This is a genomic window from Novosphingobium resinovorum (assembly GCF_001742225.1).
In the GTDB taxonomy this organism is placed as follows: domain Bacteria; phylum Pseudomonadota; class Alphaproteobacteria; order Sphingomonadales; family Sphingomonadaceae; genus Novosphingobium; species Novosphingobium resinovorum_A.
The window spans coordinates 3,471,165-3,485,926 of the sequence record NZ_CP017075.1 but is presented as its reverse complement, the minus strand read 5'-3'; the positions used below and the strand labels follow the sequence as shown (position 1 = coordinate 3,485,926).

The 14,762-nt window shown below is 66.2% G+C and carries 11 protein-coding genes; 7 read left to right on the top strand and 4 right to left on the bottom strand.

Annotated features, from left to right (window positions below; translation table 11 throughout):
* Positions 1-53 precede the first annotated feature (53 nt).
* From BES08_RS16235 to BES08_RS16225, 3 genes are read left to right on the top strand one after another with little or no spacing between them, the layout of a single operon-like run.
* Positions 54-1,319: an outer membrane beta-barrel protein gene (locus BES08_RS16235; protein ID WP_069708931.1), complete on the top strand. Its 1,266-nt coding sequence runs from the start codon at positions 54-56 to the stop codon at positions 1,317-1,319.
* Entirely contained in the window at positions 1,316-2,431 is a 1,116-nt protein-coding gene (locus tag BES08_RS16230) for a cell wall hydrolase (RefSeq protein ID WP_231958057.1), read from the top strand. The genes BES08_RS16235 and BES08_RS16230 overlap by 4 nt, the downstream gene beginning before the upstream one ends.
* Positions 2,432-2,436: 5 nt before the next feature.
* On the top strand, positions 2,437-4,119 hold the full coding sequence (locus tag BES08_RS16225; protein WP_069708930.1) for an ABC transporter ATP-binding protein: 1,683 nt from the start codon (positions 2,437-2,439) through the stop codon (positions 4,117-4,119).
* A 103-nt stretch (positions 4,120-4,222) separates the two neighbouring features.
* Here BES08_RS16225 and BES08_RS16220 read toward each other — a convergent pair whose 3' ends face one another.
* Positions 4,223-4,816, bottom strand: coding sequence for a polysaccharide biosynthesis/export family protein (locus BES08_RS16220; protein WP_069708929.1), 594 nt, complete (start codon positions 4,814-4,816; stop codon positions 4,223-4,225).
* 260 nt (positions 4,817-5,076) lie between these two features.
* Here BES08_RS16220 and BES08_RS16215 point away from each other — a divergent pair, with 260 nt between their 5' ends.
* The 3 genes from BES08_RS16215 to BES08_RS16205 are packed head-to-tail and all read left to right on the top strand — an operon-like array spanning position 5,077 to position 9,827.
* The gene (locus BES08_RS16215) at positions 5,077-7,230 is read left to right on the top strand and encodes a GumC family protein (protein ID WP_069708928.1); all 2,154 of its coding nucleotides are present in this window, start codon (positions 5,077-5,079) and stop codon (positions 7,228-7,230) included.
* The gene (locus BES08_RS16210) at positions 7,223-8,365 is read left to right on the top strand and encodes a glycosyltransferase (RefSeq protein WP_008830006.1); all 1,143 of its coding nucleotides are present in this window, start codon (positions 7,223-7,225) and stop codon (positions 8,363-8,365) included. The genes BES08_RS16215 and BES08_RS16210 overlap by 8 nt, the downstream gene beginning before the upstream one ends.
* Before the next feature lie 13 nt (positions 8,366-8,378).
* Positions 8,379-9,827 carry an O-antigen ligase family protein gene (locus BES08_RS16205; protein WP_069708927.1) on the top strand — a complete coding sequence of 483 codons (1,449 nt, stop codon included), beginning with the start codon at positions 8,379-8,381 and terminating at the stop codon, positions 9,825-9,827.
* 5 nt (positions 9,828-9,832) lie between these two features.
* Here the strand turns inward: BES08_RS16205 and BES08_RS16200 are convergent, their stop codons facing one another.
* Positions 9,833-11,320 (bottom strand): lipopolysaccharide biosynthesis protein, encoded by a 1,488-nt coding sequence (locus BES08_RS16200; protein WP_069708926.1) that lies wholly within the window; start codon positions 11,318-11,320, stop codon positions 9,833-9,835.
* Between the two features lie 87 nt (positions 11,321-11,407).
* Here BES08_RS16200 and BES08_RS16195 point away from each other — a divergent pair, with 87 nt between their 5' ends.
* Positions 11,408-12,406 (top strand): polysaccharide pyruvyl transferase family protein, encoded by a 999-nt coding sequence (locus BES08_RS16195; RefSeq protein ID WP_069708925.1) that lies wholly within the window; start codon positions 11,408-11,410, stop codon positions 12,404-12,406.
* A gap of 8 nt (positions 12,407-12,414) precedes the next feature.
* Here the strand turns inward: BES08_RS16195 and BES08_RS16190 are convergent, their stop codons facing one another.
* The gene (locus BES08_RS16190; RefSeq protein ID WP_069708924.1) at positions 12,415-13,554 is read right to left on the bottom strand and encodes an acyltransferase family protein; all 1,140 of its coding nucleotides are present in this window, start codon (positions 13,552-13,554) and stop codon (positions 12,415-12,417) included.
* A gap of 36 nt (positions 13,555-13,590) precedes the next feature.
* Positions 13,591-14,682: a glycosyltransferase family 4 protein gene (locus BES08_RS16185; protein WP_069708923.1), complete on the bottom strand. Its 1,092-nt coding sequence runs from the start codon at positions 14,680-14,682 to the stop codon at positions 13,591-13,593.
* Positions 14,683-14,762 lie beyond the last annotated feature (80 nt).

The window sequence follows — 14,762 nt, the reverse complement described above, 5'->3', positions numbered from 1 at the left end:
GGGGCACGAATCTTGAAGCGCGGGCGACCTTGAGGCGAAGAGCGGCAAAGGAAATGCGTCGGTCCGGATCGAAACCGGCGCTGGTGCCATGCCTTCTGGGCCTGATCGGCGCTTGCGCCGCGCAGGGCGCGCAGGCGCAGGACGCCTCGGCAAGCGACGCGGCGATCTCCGTCCAGAAGCGAGCGCGCCCCGAACTCGATCCGGTGCCCGTCCGCTTCGGCAGCTTCGAAGCACTGGTCTCGACCGAAGCTCGCATCGCCTATGACGACAACATCTATGCGGCCCGCAACGACAAGACCGGGGATGCCCTCGCGACCCTGAGCACCCGCCTCTCGGCCCATTCCACCTGGAGCCGCCACGCCGTCTCCCTGGATGGCGATGCGGCGCTGGTCCGCGGGTTTTCGCAGCCCAACGAAGATACCGAAACCTACGATGCACGATTTGGCGGGCGCCTCGATCTCGGCACCCTGACACGGCTTGCGGTGAGGGCGGGATATTCCCGCGCCTTCGAACCGCGCGGCTCGATCGGCGACACCACCTTGCGCGGCCCGCGCATCGCCTACAACGCGCTGGAACTCGGCCTTGATGTCGAGCACACGGCAGGACGCCTGATCCTGGGCGCTCGGGCCGGGCTCGACGGCTACCATTACGCAGCCTATCGCGCGGGCGGCGCCCAGATCGCTCCTGGCGACCGCGACTATCGCACCTGGAATGCCGGGGCCAGCGCGGGCTATGCCATCGCACCCGGCGTGGCTACTTTCATCGAGGGCAGCTACAATCAGGCCCGCTACCCCGGCGATACCGGCGCATTCGACCGCAGTTCCAGCGGCTGGTCGCTGCGCGGCGGGCTTGGTTTCGGGGTCACGCGTCTGGTCCGTGGCCGCGCCGCGATCGGCTACCAGGATCAACGCTACGACGACCCGGCCTTCCCGCGTATCAAGGGACTGGACTTCAGCGCCGGCGTGGAATGGAGCCCCACCCGTCTGATGACCTGGGCGCTGGAAGCACGCCGGTCGATCCAGCGCTCGCCACTCGTCGGCGTCGCCGGCATTCGGCAAAGCCGCTATGGCATTCGTCTCGACTATGAAGCTCGCCGCAACCTGATCCTGTGGGGGCGCCTCGACCGCACGGTCAGCGAGTATGCGAGCACCGCGCGCAACCAGACCGACCTTTCCGGCGGCCTGGGCGCCGACTGGCTGCTTGGCCGCAAGTTGCGGCTCGCGGCGCAGGCAGGGCTCCAGCGCACCCGCAGCGACGGCACCGGAGGCCGCGAATTCGATCGCAGGCGCATGTCGGTGTCCGTCAGGTATACGCTGTGACCTCCTCGGCAATCCCCGGCAAGGCGACGCAGAACGGGTCGCTGGCGTGGAGGATGGCGATCGCGGCGGCGCTGGCCATCGCGATCCTCGCTATCGCTCGATCGCCCTTCTCGCCCGCACCGATGCCCCGCCCGGCAATCACGAATGCCGCCGTCAGCGCGCCCCGGCCTCTGCCGCCGGATGCAAGGCCGCAGCCCGCACCTTCCGCCGAGGACGCGCGGACATCCAACGACCGCCTGCCGATAGCGGACCCGACCCCGCTGGCAGCCCGGCCCTTCACTTTTGCCGGTGACGACGAATCCCGCCTCCGCGCCCGCGATTGCCTCGCTGTGGCAGCGTTCCACGAAGCGGGCGACGATCCCGCCGGCGAACGCGCCGTCGTCCAGGTCGTGCTCAACCGCGTGCGCCATCCCGCGTTTCCGGACAGTGTCTGTGCGGTCGTCTTCCAGGGATCGGAGCGGAAGACGGGTTGCCAGTTCACCTTCACCTGCGACGGCGCGCTTGGCCGCATTCCGCCGCCCGCCGCCCTCGTTCGCGCGCGCGCCATCGCACAGGCAGCCCTGACGGGTGCCGTCGAGCCGCACGTCGGCCTCGCGACGCACTACCACGCGGACTACGTGGTGCCTCGTTGGCGCGATGGAATGGTCAAGCTGGCCCGCCAAGGCGTCCATCTGTTCTATCGGTGGCCGGGCTACTGGGGCTCTCCCGCCGCCATGCGCCGTACGCCTCCAGCAACAATCGAGCCGCGCATCCCTGCCATGGCCGCGGCTTCGGGGTCACCCGCACCTGCCGCGGAACGTCCGGCCGATATCGGCCTCCTGCCGGCCCTTGCGCGGCCGCTGCCGCTGCCGCTTGCAATCCCGGCTGCGCTGGACTTTGTCCTCGACCCCCAGGCTGCCACCGGAACGTTCGCGCTCAAGGCGCTCTCGCTTTGCGGGCGTTCCGCAGATTGCCGCGTCGCCGGGCGGATAGCGCAGGACGTCGGCTTCCTCTACGTGCGCCGCGGCGGCAGCGAAGGTGCCTACTGGGACTGCGCGCGCTTCCAACGGGCGGACCAAGCGCAGTGCCTGCCGGAAGGCCCGGCGCTCCAACGCCTGCTCGCCGCCAGTTGAAGCGCATGTACACGGCCCGCCGTTCCATCGAAGAAGCCCACAAACCGGCGTCGGATGCCGATGGCCCGACGCAGATTCGCCTGATCCTTGCCCTCGCGCGGCCGCATGCCCGCGCTCTGGCGCTTGTCGCGGCACTGACCCTGGCGGGCTCGGGAACGACCCTTACCATCCCCTGGCTCGCGGGAACCCTTGCTGGACATCTCGTGGAAGCCGGCTCGACCGGGACCGTGCGGCTCGTCGCCCTGCTGGTCGGAGCGATCGTGGCATCCGCCGCGCTGGGGGCGGTAGTGCAGATCGTATCGGGCGAAACGGCTGCGCGCATTCTCGCCGACTTGCGCTCAAGTCTCTATGCGCATCTCCAAAGGTTGCCGATGAGCTGGCACGTCGCGCACCGGCACGGCGACGTGCTTGCTCTGATCACCAGCGAGGTCGCCCATCTCGGCCATTTCCTGACCGGTACGCTGGTCGCGATACCGCCCCTGCTGGTGACTGCCGCAGGCGCCGCATTGCTGATGCTGCGGATCGACCCTGCCCTTGCCCTGCTGGTGCCGGTGCTGGTGCCCACTTACGTCATCCTCCTCAAGCTGGTCGGCCGCCGTCTTCGGGATCTGGGGGCACGCGAACAGGAAGCGGAAGCCCGTGTCCTCGCTCTCGCCGAGGACAATCTCGGCGTCATCGCCGCCATCAAGACGTTCACGCGCGAAGAACCGGAACATGCCCGGTATCGCCGGCGGGTAGATGCCGCCCGCCGCGTGTCGGTACGCCTCAACCGGATGGAAGCGCTGGTGGAGCCGGTGGGCACGCTCGTGGCCGCGCTGGCCGCGCTGGCGCTGTTGCTGATGGTCGGCGATCACATTCATCGAGGCCGCCTTGCCACGCAGGAACTGTTCTCCTTCCTGTTTTACGCCGCCCTGCTCACGCGGCCCGTGGCCGCTCTGGCCGAAAGCTGGAGCCAGGTGCAGGTGACACGCGGCATCCTCGCGCGCATGGCCCAGGTGCTCGCGGCCGGCGCCGAACCCGGCTATGCCCCGGCTGCGCGCCTCCCCCACCTGAATGGAGAAATCCGCTTCGAAGGAGTCGATTTCGCCTATCCCGGCCGACCGCCGGTGTTGAGCGGCTTCGACCTCACCATCGCACCGGGCGAGAAAGTGGCCATCCTCGGCGGGAACGGCATCGGCAAAACTACACTCGTCGCCCTGTTGCTGCGGCTGTACGATTGCCGCTCCGGCCGCATCATGCTCGACGGCCACGACATCACCGGCGTTGCAGTGGAAACCCTGCGCCGCCAGATCGCCCTCGTACCGCAGCGCCCCGAACTTGTCAGCAGCACCGTGCGCGAGAACATCGCCTTCGGCCGCCACGGGGCGAGTGCGGCCGAAATCGAGGCGGCTGCACGCCGCGCCGATGCCTACGACTTCATCCAGGCGCTGCCGCAAGGCTTCGATACCGGGATCGGCGATCACGGAGTGCGCCTGTCCGGCGGCCAGGGCCAGCGCATTGCGCTTGCCCGCGCGCTGCTGAAGGACGCCCCGATCGTGATCCTCGACGAAGCGACGTCGATGTACGATCCGGAGGGCGAAGAGCGCTTCGTTGAAACATGCGCCCGGATTCTCCATGGACGCACGGTACTGCTCATCACGCACCGGCCGGCCAGCGTGACGCTGGCAGACAGGGTGATCCGCCTCTGAACTGAACAACCCAAAATCGCGCGAGCCCGGCCATTCCGGCCGAGCCCGCAACAATTGAACACTTGTTTTTGTCTTTGCTTACCCGAAGGACCCGTCGAAAGGGTCAGAAGTAACGCTCAAGAACGCGTATCGTATCGCCCGGCATGACCACGACGATCTGTCCGGCATTGATTTGGACCGACTTCTCCGCCGCGCCGGGCATTCGGCGAAGGTTCACCCGCCCCGCATTGGCGCGGTAGCTGAACCCGCCCGCAGCCGCCACCGCCTGCTCGATCGACATGCCAGCAACGTAAGGATATTGCCCCGGCTTCTGGACTTCTCCCAGAATATAGTACGGTCGATAGTTGAGAACTTCGACGCTGACTTTCGGATCTGTCATGTAGCCGTCCGCAATGCGGAGGGTAAGGGCGTGCGACAGGTCTTCCACTGTCTGCCCGGCCGCATCGACCATGCCGACCAGCGGAAACGCGATCTTGCCCGCGCTGGACACGGCATATTCACCCGAAAGATTGGGTTCGTTGTAGACCGTCACGCGCAGCTTGTCGCCCGCGCCGAGACGATAGGTATCGAGCCCCAAGCGCGCTTCGGCGGCGCTCATCGGCGCTGTGCCCGTTGCGGCGCAACCCTGTATCGACAGCGCCGCGCCGCAGATTGCCGCTATATCGATTATGCGGCGGTACGGATTGCAGATCCTCATCACGTGCCCGAATCTCCTTCCCCGTGCGTCGCACATCGTGTGGCGATCAGACCCCCGCGCGATGGAATACTCCAATTACAAAAATGAAATTCAAAATATTCGGCAATTTTGTAGAATAATTTTTGAATATTTCAAAACTGAAATCGTTACATTTTTGTAAACTTCCGACATATACTTGCGCCACTCAAACAAAAAAGCCGAAACTGCACCCGATTCCGACGGGCCGATGAAGTGGCACGGAAAACAGGGGTGGCATCAGAGTGAATCAACCTATCGTTCTTGCGCCCCCGCCGGGGGTCATCGTTCCGCCGGTTCGGCCGGGCGCCGCCGAAACCCCGGACCGGATCGATCCCGGCATCCTGATCGCATTCCTTCGCCGCCGCTGGCCCATCATGCTCGGAATGCTTCTCGCATCCCTGGCCGCCGGTTTCGCCCTTACCGCGACGCGGACCCCCACTTACCTCGCGACCGCCGAGATTACGCTCGACCCCAAAGTGGAGCCCATCGCCCCGCTGACCGACGAGGATCGCCTCGCGGCCCAGGGAGGCATGGGCGAGACCTGGATAGACACGCAAGTCGAAGTGATCACATCAAGCGACAACGTCGCCGCGGTCGTCGATCGACTTGCCCTTCCCCGCCGCTTCGCCAGGGACGACCGCACTGCTGCGCAAGCGCGGCAGGCAGCGATCGACTATGTCGCGGGCGGCGTATCCGCCTTCCGCTCGGGTGCGACCTACACGCTTTCCGTCAGCTTCGAGAGCGAAGATGCGCAGGAAGCCGCGCGGATCGCCAACGCCTTCGCCGCCCAGTACACCGAAGGCGGCGTGACCGAGAAGGAAGCCGCAGACACCCGCGCCTTACGCGAGATCGGCGCGCGCATGGCCAAGGCAAGCACGCAGGCCTCCGCCGACGCCGCCGTCCTCTCGCACTATCGCCTCGCGCACGACCTGCCAAGCACCAGCGACCGCTCGCTGACCGAGCAGGAAATCTCGGCCTACAACCAGGAGGTCACCTCGGCACGGGCGCAGGCAGCCGAAGACGCTGCTCGCCTGGCGACCGCCCGCCAGCAACTCGGCTCGGGATCGAGCGGGGAGGATGTGGGCGAATCGCTCGGCTCTCCGGTGATCGCCTCGTTGCGACAGCAGCAGTCCGCCTATGCTGCCGAAATAGCATCTCTTTCCAGCAAGTACGGACCGCGCCACCCGGACCTCCAGCGCGCGCGAAGCCAACTCGCTTCGGTGGATGCCCAAATCGCCGAGGAAATCGGCCGGGTGGTTTCGAACCTTTCCGCCAAGGCGGCAGTATCACAGCGGCGCCTTGGTTCGCTGTCCGGCTCGCTGCGTGCATCGGAAGGTGCGCTTCGCCGCGACAACGTGGCGATGGTTGATCTGCAGGACCTTGAGCAACGCGCGCAGGCTTCGCGCCAGCTCTACGAAAGCTATCTGGGGCGATACAAGGAACTCGCCGCCCGCATAGGCATTCGCCAGCCGCAAGCCCGGGTGCTCCATCCCGCTCAGCCAAGCGACAGGCCGGCCCGCCCCGATATCCTGCTCAACATGGTACTGGCCGGTGCCATCGGTCTGGGTCTGGGCCTTGTCTGCGCCATCGCGGCGGAACTGATGTTCAGCGGCTTCACGACCGGCGAGGAGATCGAACGACGCCTCGGCTTGCGCTACTTGTGCTCGATCCCCGAACTTGGTTCCGTGGCCAGCCGCAAGGCGCGCGGTGATCCGGTCGATGCGGTGGTCGAACAGCCGCGCTCCGCTTTTGCGGAGGCGTTTCGCAACCTGCGCGCCTCGATCGCCTTCGCTGTCGAAAGTCCCAGGATCATTGCAGTGACGTCGGCCCTTCCCGCAGAGGGCAAGACCACCGTGGCCCTGTGTCTCGCCCGGTCGATGGCCGGGGCCTCCGATGCGATACTCCTGATCGACTGCGACGTGCGGCGCCGCGGGGTCAGTCGATGGATCGGCGGCACGCGCGAAATCGGCCTGCTGGAGGTGCTGCGCGGCGATGCCAGGCTGGAGGACGCGATCGTCATCGACCCGCGCACCGGGCTTTCGATCCTGCCTCTCAGCGCCGCACGCGAGGAAGACCACGCGCTGCTCACGGGTCCTGCCATGGATGCGCTGCTGGCCGCTGCGGGACAGGGATTCGACGCCGTCATCATGGACACCGCGCCGGTGCTGCCGATGGCCGATGCCCGACTGCTGCTGGGCAAGGCCGACGCGGCAGTCATCGCCGCGCGCTGGCGCCGTACCCCGGAAGCCGCGATCCGGTCGCTGCTGAGGCTGCTCCCGGAAGGCGCGGTCGGCCTCGCCGGCGCCATCCTCACCCGCGTGGACGTACGCAAGCAGGCCGCCTTCGGCCTCGACGAGAACGCGTTCTACAAGGCGTACAAGGACTACTATGCTTAACCTGCGACCGGTCCCGGAAGACGGCGACGACGGCCTTCTCGACCACGTTCGCCAGCGCTTCCGCAAGGTGGCGATCGTGCATTACTGGCTGGTCACGATGCGCGGCGGCGAGCGGGTGATCGAGCGATTGCTGCGGCTTTTCCCCCAAGCCGACATTTTTACCCACGTCTACGATCCGGCGCGCGTCTCTCGCACCATCGCCGGGCGCAAAGTGACCACCAGCTTCATCCAGAAGCTGCCCGGAGCACGCAGGCACTACCAGAAATACCTGCCGCTCATGCCCATGGCGCTCGAGGAACTGGACCTGCGGGGCTACGATCTGGTCATCAGCAGCGAAAGCGGCCCGGCGAAAGGCGTCATAACCGATCCCGACGCCATGCATTTGTGCTATGTCCATTCGCCGATGCGCTACTTGTGGGACCACTACCACCAGTACCGCGAAGGGACGGGGCCGCTGAACCGCGCGGTGATGCCGTTCCTGTTCCATCGCCTGCGTACCTGGGACGTGGCATCGGCATCGCGCGTCGATCGCTACGTCGCCAATTCGCATTTCATCCAGCGCCGTATCGAACGCGCCTGGCGGATGCCTTCCACGGTCGTCCATCCGCCGGTCGACGTAGACCTTTTCGCCGCCTCCCACGAGATCGACGATAGCTACCTGTGGGTCGGGCAACTGGTGCCCTACAAGCGCCCGGACCTTGCGGTCGAGGCTTTCAACCGCCTGGGCCTGCCATTGACCGTGGTGGGTGACGGGCCGATGGCAGCAAGCCTGCGGCGAATGGCAGGCTCTACCGTGACGATAATCCCCCGCCTCGACTTCGCCAGCCTGCGCCGACACTACGCCCGCTGCCGCGGCTTCGTCTTCACGGCCGAGGAGGATTTTGGGATCGTCCCGGTCGAAGTAATGGCTTCGGGCCGGCCGGTGTTGGCCTTCGGCAAGGGCGGCGCGCTCGACACCGTCGTCGATCGCCAGACCGGCCTGTTTTTCGACCGACAGACCGTCGATTCATTGAGCGAAGCGGTATCCCGGTTCGAGGACTGGTTGCCGTCCTTCGACCCGGAACTCGCCATGATCCAGGCACGCCGGTTCGCGCCCGCCGCATTCGACGCCGGCATCCTGCGATCGTTGATCTGACGGAAACACGGGCATGGAACTGACCGTCATCGGAACGATCGAACTGTTCGTCGCGCTGGCGCTGTTCGCCTTCGGAACCGTGCGCGCGCTGTTCGCGCTGGTGATGGGGGCGACATTGCTCGGCGGCTCGGCGGCCCTCAACCTTACGGCGCTGGGGGGCTCGTCGATCTCGCCGGCACACTTCGCGCTGGGATTCCTGTTGCTGCGCTGCCTGGCCCCGGGAGGCGTGAGCGGTGCCAATCTGGCCGCCGCAGTGCGCGGCAACACCTGGCTGATCGTCTTCGTCGCCTACGGGGTCCTCGCCGCCCTAGTGCTGCCGCGCATCTTCGCCGGAGAGATCGACGTAACCCCGCTGCGAGGCCAGATCCGCGCCCGCTACGGCACCCAGCTCGCCCGGATTCTTGCCGCAGAACCCCTGCGTTTCACGACCCAGAACCTGACGACCGCCGCATACATGACGGGCACGATGACGATGGCATTGGCGGCTTGTGCGGTATTGCGGCACCGGCCGCACGGCGGGCGAACGCTGGCCCGGATCGGCGCGCTGATCGGCATCGCGCACGCCCTTTCGGGTTTCGCCGGGGTGGCGCTGCGCGGAACCCCGGCAGAGGCCCTCTTCCACTTCTTCCGCAACGGCAACTACGCCCAGCTCGATCATGAATGGGGCGTGCGCATAAACGGTCTGTGGCCCGAGGCATCCTCCTTCGCGAGCTTTGCCGTCGTCTGGTTCGTATTCACCTTCGAATGCTGGCTACGCCGCGTCGATCCCCGATGGAACGGCCCGGCCGCGCTGCTGCTCGGCATCGCGCTGATCACCAGTACGTCATCGACGGCCTACGTCGGATTGGCGCTATTCGCTGCCGTCATGGTGCTGCGCATCGCGACAACGCCGCACCTGCTGCCTCCTGACCGGCTTGCATGGCTGTCTCTCGCAGGCCTTGCGGCGATCATCGCGGTCAGCGCCTTGCTGGTGCTGGAACCCGCGCTCGCCGCATCGATGCAACGACTTCTGGAGCACATGACGCTGGACAAGGCCGATTCCTTTTCCGGTCGGCAGCGGTTGTTCTGGGCGGGACAGGGCCTAACCGCGTTCGTCGCCTCGCACGGGCTGGGCATCGGACCGGGTTCGTTCCGCTCGTCGAGCCTCATCACCGCGATCCTCGGCTCGACCGGCATCATCGGCGCCTGTACATTCGTGCTGCATGTGGTCCGCGCCTTTGCCCCGCTCGCCGCATCGACCTGGAGCCGCAGTTGCGACCGAGACCGCGATGTCGGCGCGGCTGCCGCGTGGTCGGTGCTCGTGGGGGTGGGCGTGGCTTCGGTGTCTTCTCCAAGCTGCGATCCCGGGCTTACTTTCGCCGTCCTTTCCGGGAGCGCCATCGCACTGCGCGCCGGTCGCGGCGACAGGTCGAGGGTTGCAGCGCGCGCGGATCAGCCGCTTTCCCGTGTCGGTGCGGCCTGAATCAATCAGGACGTTCGCCTCGCAGGCCTGAGGCCGCGCAGGAAGGTCGCCAGTTCCATCCGGCGTGAACGGCCCATCAGGGCCAGCAGCACGCCTACATAGACGAGCACTCCCTGAGTCACAAGAAACACCATGCGAGCAAGGGCCGGGAGACTCCTGGGTCCGCCATCGACCGGCATGGTATCGCCAGTACCCCACACGACGATCGCCATGACCACCGCCGCACCCAAGGGCGGGGCTATGCCAGCAAGCACCTCGATCGCGCGCACTCCGGTCGCCCGCTGCAGCAGCCCGAGTTGCAGCGCCAGCGTGACATAGGCCCGCAAGACATATGCCGCCGCGAACCAGACCAGCCCGTATGGGGCGGCAGCGAGGCAGAACAACACGGTCAGGACAAGCTGGATTCCCGCCAACCTGGCCATGACGCCCGCCTTGCCGAGGACCGTCAGTGCCGGATCGGCGAAGAAATTGAGCGCAAACGGCGGGGCCAGCAGGCACAGAACCCTCGCAACCGGCACGCTTTGCACCCATTGCGGACCGAACAGCAAAGGTATCAGCGCATCGGCCAGCACACCGATCCCGGCTATCGCGGGAAAGGCGATTGTCGCGGTCGCCGAAACCATTCTTACGTAGCCGCGCCGAAACACGGGCAAGTCATGCTGCAACTTCGCCAGCGTCGGCACGGCTACGCTGGCGAACGGGCTGATCACCCCTTGCGCGACGACCTCGATCGACTTCCATGCCGTACGGTAGACGCCTACGGCCGCCGGCCCGATACTGTGGCCCAGAATCATGTCCTGCGTGCGGTTGAGCGCCACCAGCAGCAATTGCGAGCCGGCGACGCCCGCTCCCAGCCGCCATTGCGCCCGCAGCGTCGTCCAGGAAAACTGCAGACCCGGCTTCCAGCGAAATGCGTGCCAGGCGACGAGGGTGCCTATCGTCTCGCTTGCAAAACGCTGCGCCACCAGCGCCCAGACTCCCCAACCCGCATGTGCTGCCAGCAGGGCGAGCGTGCCCCCGATCACACCCGCGCCAAGCGAACGGATCGCCAGCGCGCGATGGCCGAAGGCGCGAAGCGTGCGGCTCATGTGCGAGGCCCCTGCTGCAGAAACCGGCACCACGCATCCAAGCGCCGCCACGACCGGCGCCGCCGAGGGACTGCCCATCGCCTCGGCCAACGGATGGCGCAGCACCACACAGGTGATCGCGACCAGCAGCGCCATGCCCAGGTTGCCCCAGAACACCGTGTCGGCGAGACGCGCGGTAATCTCCGGAGCACGGTAGAGACTGCTCACCAACCCGCCTTGCGCGATGATCTTGCCCACTTCCGCCACGGCAAGACCGACGATGAATACACCAAAGGTCGCCGGATCCAATCGATGCGCCAGCGCCGCGAAAATGACGAAAGCGAACACCTGATCGCCACCGAAGCGGACGATGCTCCACCCCACAGCGCCGGCAGCGCGGCGGCTCAACCTGCTTTCGCCGGCCATTTCCGGATTTCTTGCCATACCGGACTTGCATAGAATTGCCGCAGATGCGAGACAATACTGACTCTGCTTAATCGGGAATTGAATTACGTGAATACTCGATTAAATTCTTTTAATCCCCTGATCGTCGAACTCGAAAATCAACTTTCGGAAACAATATCACTTTATTCTTCTCCGGATTTTGCACTCCTTGACTTTCCGAACCATGCCAACGTCGGCGATTCCGCGATCTGGCTGGGAGAACTGCGACTGCTGGGAAAACTTGCCGGCGCAGCGCCCGGTTATGTCTGTGCATTCGACAATTTCGATGAGGAGGCGATGCGCGCCGCAGTTCCCGAAGGCACCGTGTTCCTGCATGGGGGCGGCAATTTCGGCGATATCTGGAACCATCACCAGACGTTTCGCGAGGATGTGATCGCCCGCCTTGGCGACCGCCGTATCGTGCAACTGCCACAGTCGATTCACTACGGCGACCCGGAGCGGATCGCCCGCACCGCACGCGTGATAGCGGCGCACCCCGACTTCACCCTGCTGGTCCGCGACCTTCCCTCGCTCGACCTCGCCCGCCGCCATTTCGACTGCGCGGTCAAGCTCTGCCCGGACAGCGCCTTCGCCATGGAGGAGCGGGAGGGCGCGCCTGCTTCCATCGACGTGCTGGCCATGCTGCGCACGGACAAGGAACGATCGGATACAATCGGCCTGCCTGCCGACATCACTGTCGAGGATTGGCTGATCGACGATACCGCCGCCGTGCGACGTGCCAAGGCAGCCGGGATCATGCGCGCGTGGACGTCGCTTTCGCCTGCCAGCGCACGCGCGTCGGCTTACGAGGCAGCGGCGCGGCACCGGGTCGAGCGCGGATTCCGGCAACTCGCCCGAGGACGGGCAATCGTCACCGATCGGCTCCACGTCCACATTCTGTCGCTGTTGCTGGGGCGCCCCCATGCGGTTCTGGACAACCATTACGGCAAGATCGCGCGCTTTCTGGAAGCCTTCACGCAAGGTTCCCCGCTGGTCCATCGCGCAGAGGGGATCACCGATGCAGTGGACTGGGCAAGGACGACCGGCGACCGGCGCGTGGGTGCCTGAGGCGGCGCCTACCCCGCTGGCCGGTAACGCGGCACCCGTTGTCCGATACGGCGCAGTGCCGCGTCGATCGCGGCATGAAGAGGTGGCTCGAACCATAAGGCGATGGCGACGGCAACGGCCGCCGTCCCTGCGAAAGCGAGGATGACCGCCGGAACCACGCCCAGCCTTGCCGCCGCCAGCAGGATTGTGCCGCCGACATGGATGTGGATGAGATAGAGCGGGTAAGTGGCGAGCCCGGCAAGGCGCAGCACGCCGCCGAACCGGCCGATCCGCGCCGCCACTTGCGCTCGCCAGAGGAACGAAGCCGCGATCAGCGCGGCCAGGCAAAGCCAGAGTGCATAGGCCCATGGCCATTGCGCCGACAAATCGGTGCGTGCTCCCATCTCCCATTCGGCGGCGGTGCGCACCTGCACCGAAGCGGCAACGATGCACGTCGCCGCAAGGCCGAGATGACGCCGCCCCAAATCTCCCTCACCCATACGGGCGCAGAGCATCCCGAGCGCGAAATAGACGCCGTGCTGCAGCAGGAGCAGTTCAGCCAGCCGCCCGCCGGGTTCGATCGCATCCGATGCGGCGACGAGCCAATAGGCGCCGCTGGCTATGCCCAGCGCCCACACCAGCGCGTGCATCGCGCGCTCCGGCGCCCCCGAAAAGAGGACCACCCCGACAATGGCGTAGAAGGCCAGCTCTATCGGAATGGTCCAGAACTGGCCGACGATCCATGGCCCCCATGGGACGAATGCGATCGTCTTCAGGCTCAGCACTACCGCCTGGGCGGTTGCGGTGCCGAACACGAACACCGCAGTGGGCAGCGCTATGGCCACGGCGATCAGCACCGCCGGCAGCAGCCGGGCGGCGCGGCGGCGGGCGAAGCGCCTCGCGCTCACGCCCCGAGCGGAATAGGCGATGACCGATCCGGAGACCACGAAGAAGACCTGCACGCCCACCCAGCCGCACCAGGTCAAGGCATATCCCGCTGGAAAGGCATCGGAACGGCCAAGTGCGCCATGCAGGCTGCTGCCGTCCAGCGCCCAGGCCTTGAAGCCGAGATGATAGAGCACGACCAGGCTCGCGGCGGCAAAGCGTACGAGGTCGAGCCCGTAGACGGGCTGCCTGCGACCGGCGTTTTGGGCACGCACTGCACTCATGACACGATCATCGCCGGGCTCCCTTGCAGGGACAAATTAACTCCTGGTCATGGCTGCCAGAAGTCCCCGAGCCTGATCGCGCCAGGAATAGCGCGCGGCACGCTCGAAACCGGCGTGGCGCAGGGCATCGGCCTGCTCGCGATTGTAAAGGACTCGCCGCACTGCGGCAAGGATGTCCGTGCTGTCGTGCGGATCGCAATAGAGCGCGGCAGAGCCGCATCGCTCGGTTATCGAGGGGATCGCCGAGGCGACTACCGGGCAGCCGAGACTCATCGCCTCAACCGGGGGCAGCGGCGACGCCTCGTAGAGCGATGGGAACAGCAGACAACCCGCGCGTCGATAGTATCCCGCAAGGGTTTCGAGATCGGGAACCTGCCCGATGAAATCGATCATGGATTCGACGTCGGAGGCGACGCGGGCGCGGATCGGCGCGAGGATTTCATTGCCGCCGCCCACCAGCACGGTGCGCACACCGTCTTCGCGTGCCAGATATTGCGCAACCTCGATCACGCGCTCGACGTTCTTCCTGCGCGATAACGATCCGACATAGAGAACCATGCGCTCCCGCTCGCCATGATCCACGCGCTCCACCCTGTCGCGAATCCAGGCGCCGTTCTGCAAGGCGACCACGCGAGCGCCGCGATGCAGGCGACGTAAACGCTCCGCCTCCGTATCGCAGACCGTGAACACCGTGTCCGCACCGCGCAGCATCACCGGCAACAGCGCCCCGTGCGCGGCGCGGTAGCGCAGCGAGTAGGCCTGGGGCAACGAAAGGTACGACACATCGTGGATCATCACCGAAAGGCGCTGCCTTCCGAGTGCCGAGGCGAGCGGAACGGTATTGCCGAGGCACAGCAGGCGCCGGCCAGCGGCCATGCGCGGCAGCACGAACTGCTCCCAGGCATGCCCGCTGGCGCCGCCGCGCCGTTCCACCGGAATATGACGCAAGCCCAGCCCGGAGATGTCCGCATTCGGTTCGCAGGCAAGCGCAAGATGCAGGGGCGTCTCTCCGGCACCGCGCAGCCGGTCCATTTCGGCGACCAGTTCGCGCGCGACCCGCTGCACCCCGGTCACCGGTTGCATGAGGAACCGCCCATTGATCAGTATCGCATCGCCGCACTGCGACATCCACGCCCCCTTTCCCCTGCGTTCAATGACGTGCCCTGACATTGCAGGGAAGACGGGCCCGCGCCGCCGAGGATTAAAAC

Bases quoted from the DNA above. Each gene is read 5' to 3' on its own strand.
- BES08_RS16220 (WP_069708929.1), bottom strand. From the start codon at position 4,816: ATGAGGATCTGCAATCCGTACCGCCGCATAATCGATATAGCGGCAATC.
- BES08_RS16190 (WP_069708924.1), bottom strand. From the start codon at position 13,554: ATGAGTGCAGTGCGTGCCCAAAACGCCGGTCGCAGGCAGCCCGTCTAC.
- BES08_RS16235 (WP_069708931.1), top strand. From the start codon at position 54: ATGCGTCGGTCCGGATCGAAACCGGCGCTGGTGCCATGCCTTCTGGGC.
- BES08_RS16225 (WP_069708930.1), top strand. From the start codon at position 2,437: ATGTACACGGCCCGCCGTTCCATCGAAGAAGCCCACAAACCGGCGTCG.
- BES08_RS16205 (WP_069708927.1), top strand. From the start codon at position 8,379: ATGGAACTGACCGTCATCGGAACGATCGAACTGTTCGTCGCGCTGGCG.
- BES08_RS16185 (WP_069708923.1), bottom strand. From the start codon at position 14,682: ATGTCGCAGTGCGGCGATGCGATACTGATCAATGGGCGGTTCCTCATG.
- BES08_RS16210 (WP_008830006.1), top strand. From the start codon at position 7,223: ATGCTTAACCTGCGACCGGTCCCGGAAGACGGCGACGACGGCCTTCTC.
- BES08_RS16200 (WP_069708926.1), bottom strand. From the start codon at position 11,320: ATGGCCGGCGAAAGCAGGTTGAGCCGCCGCGCTGCCGGCGCTGTGGGG.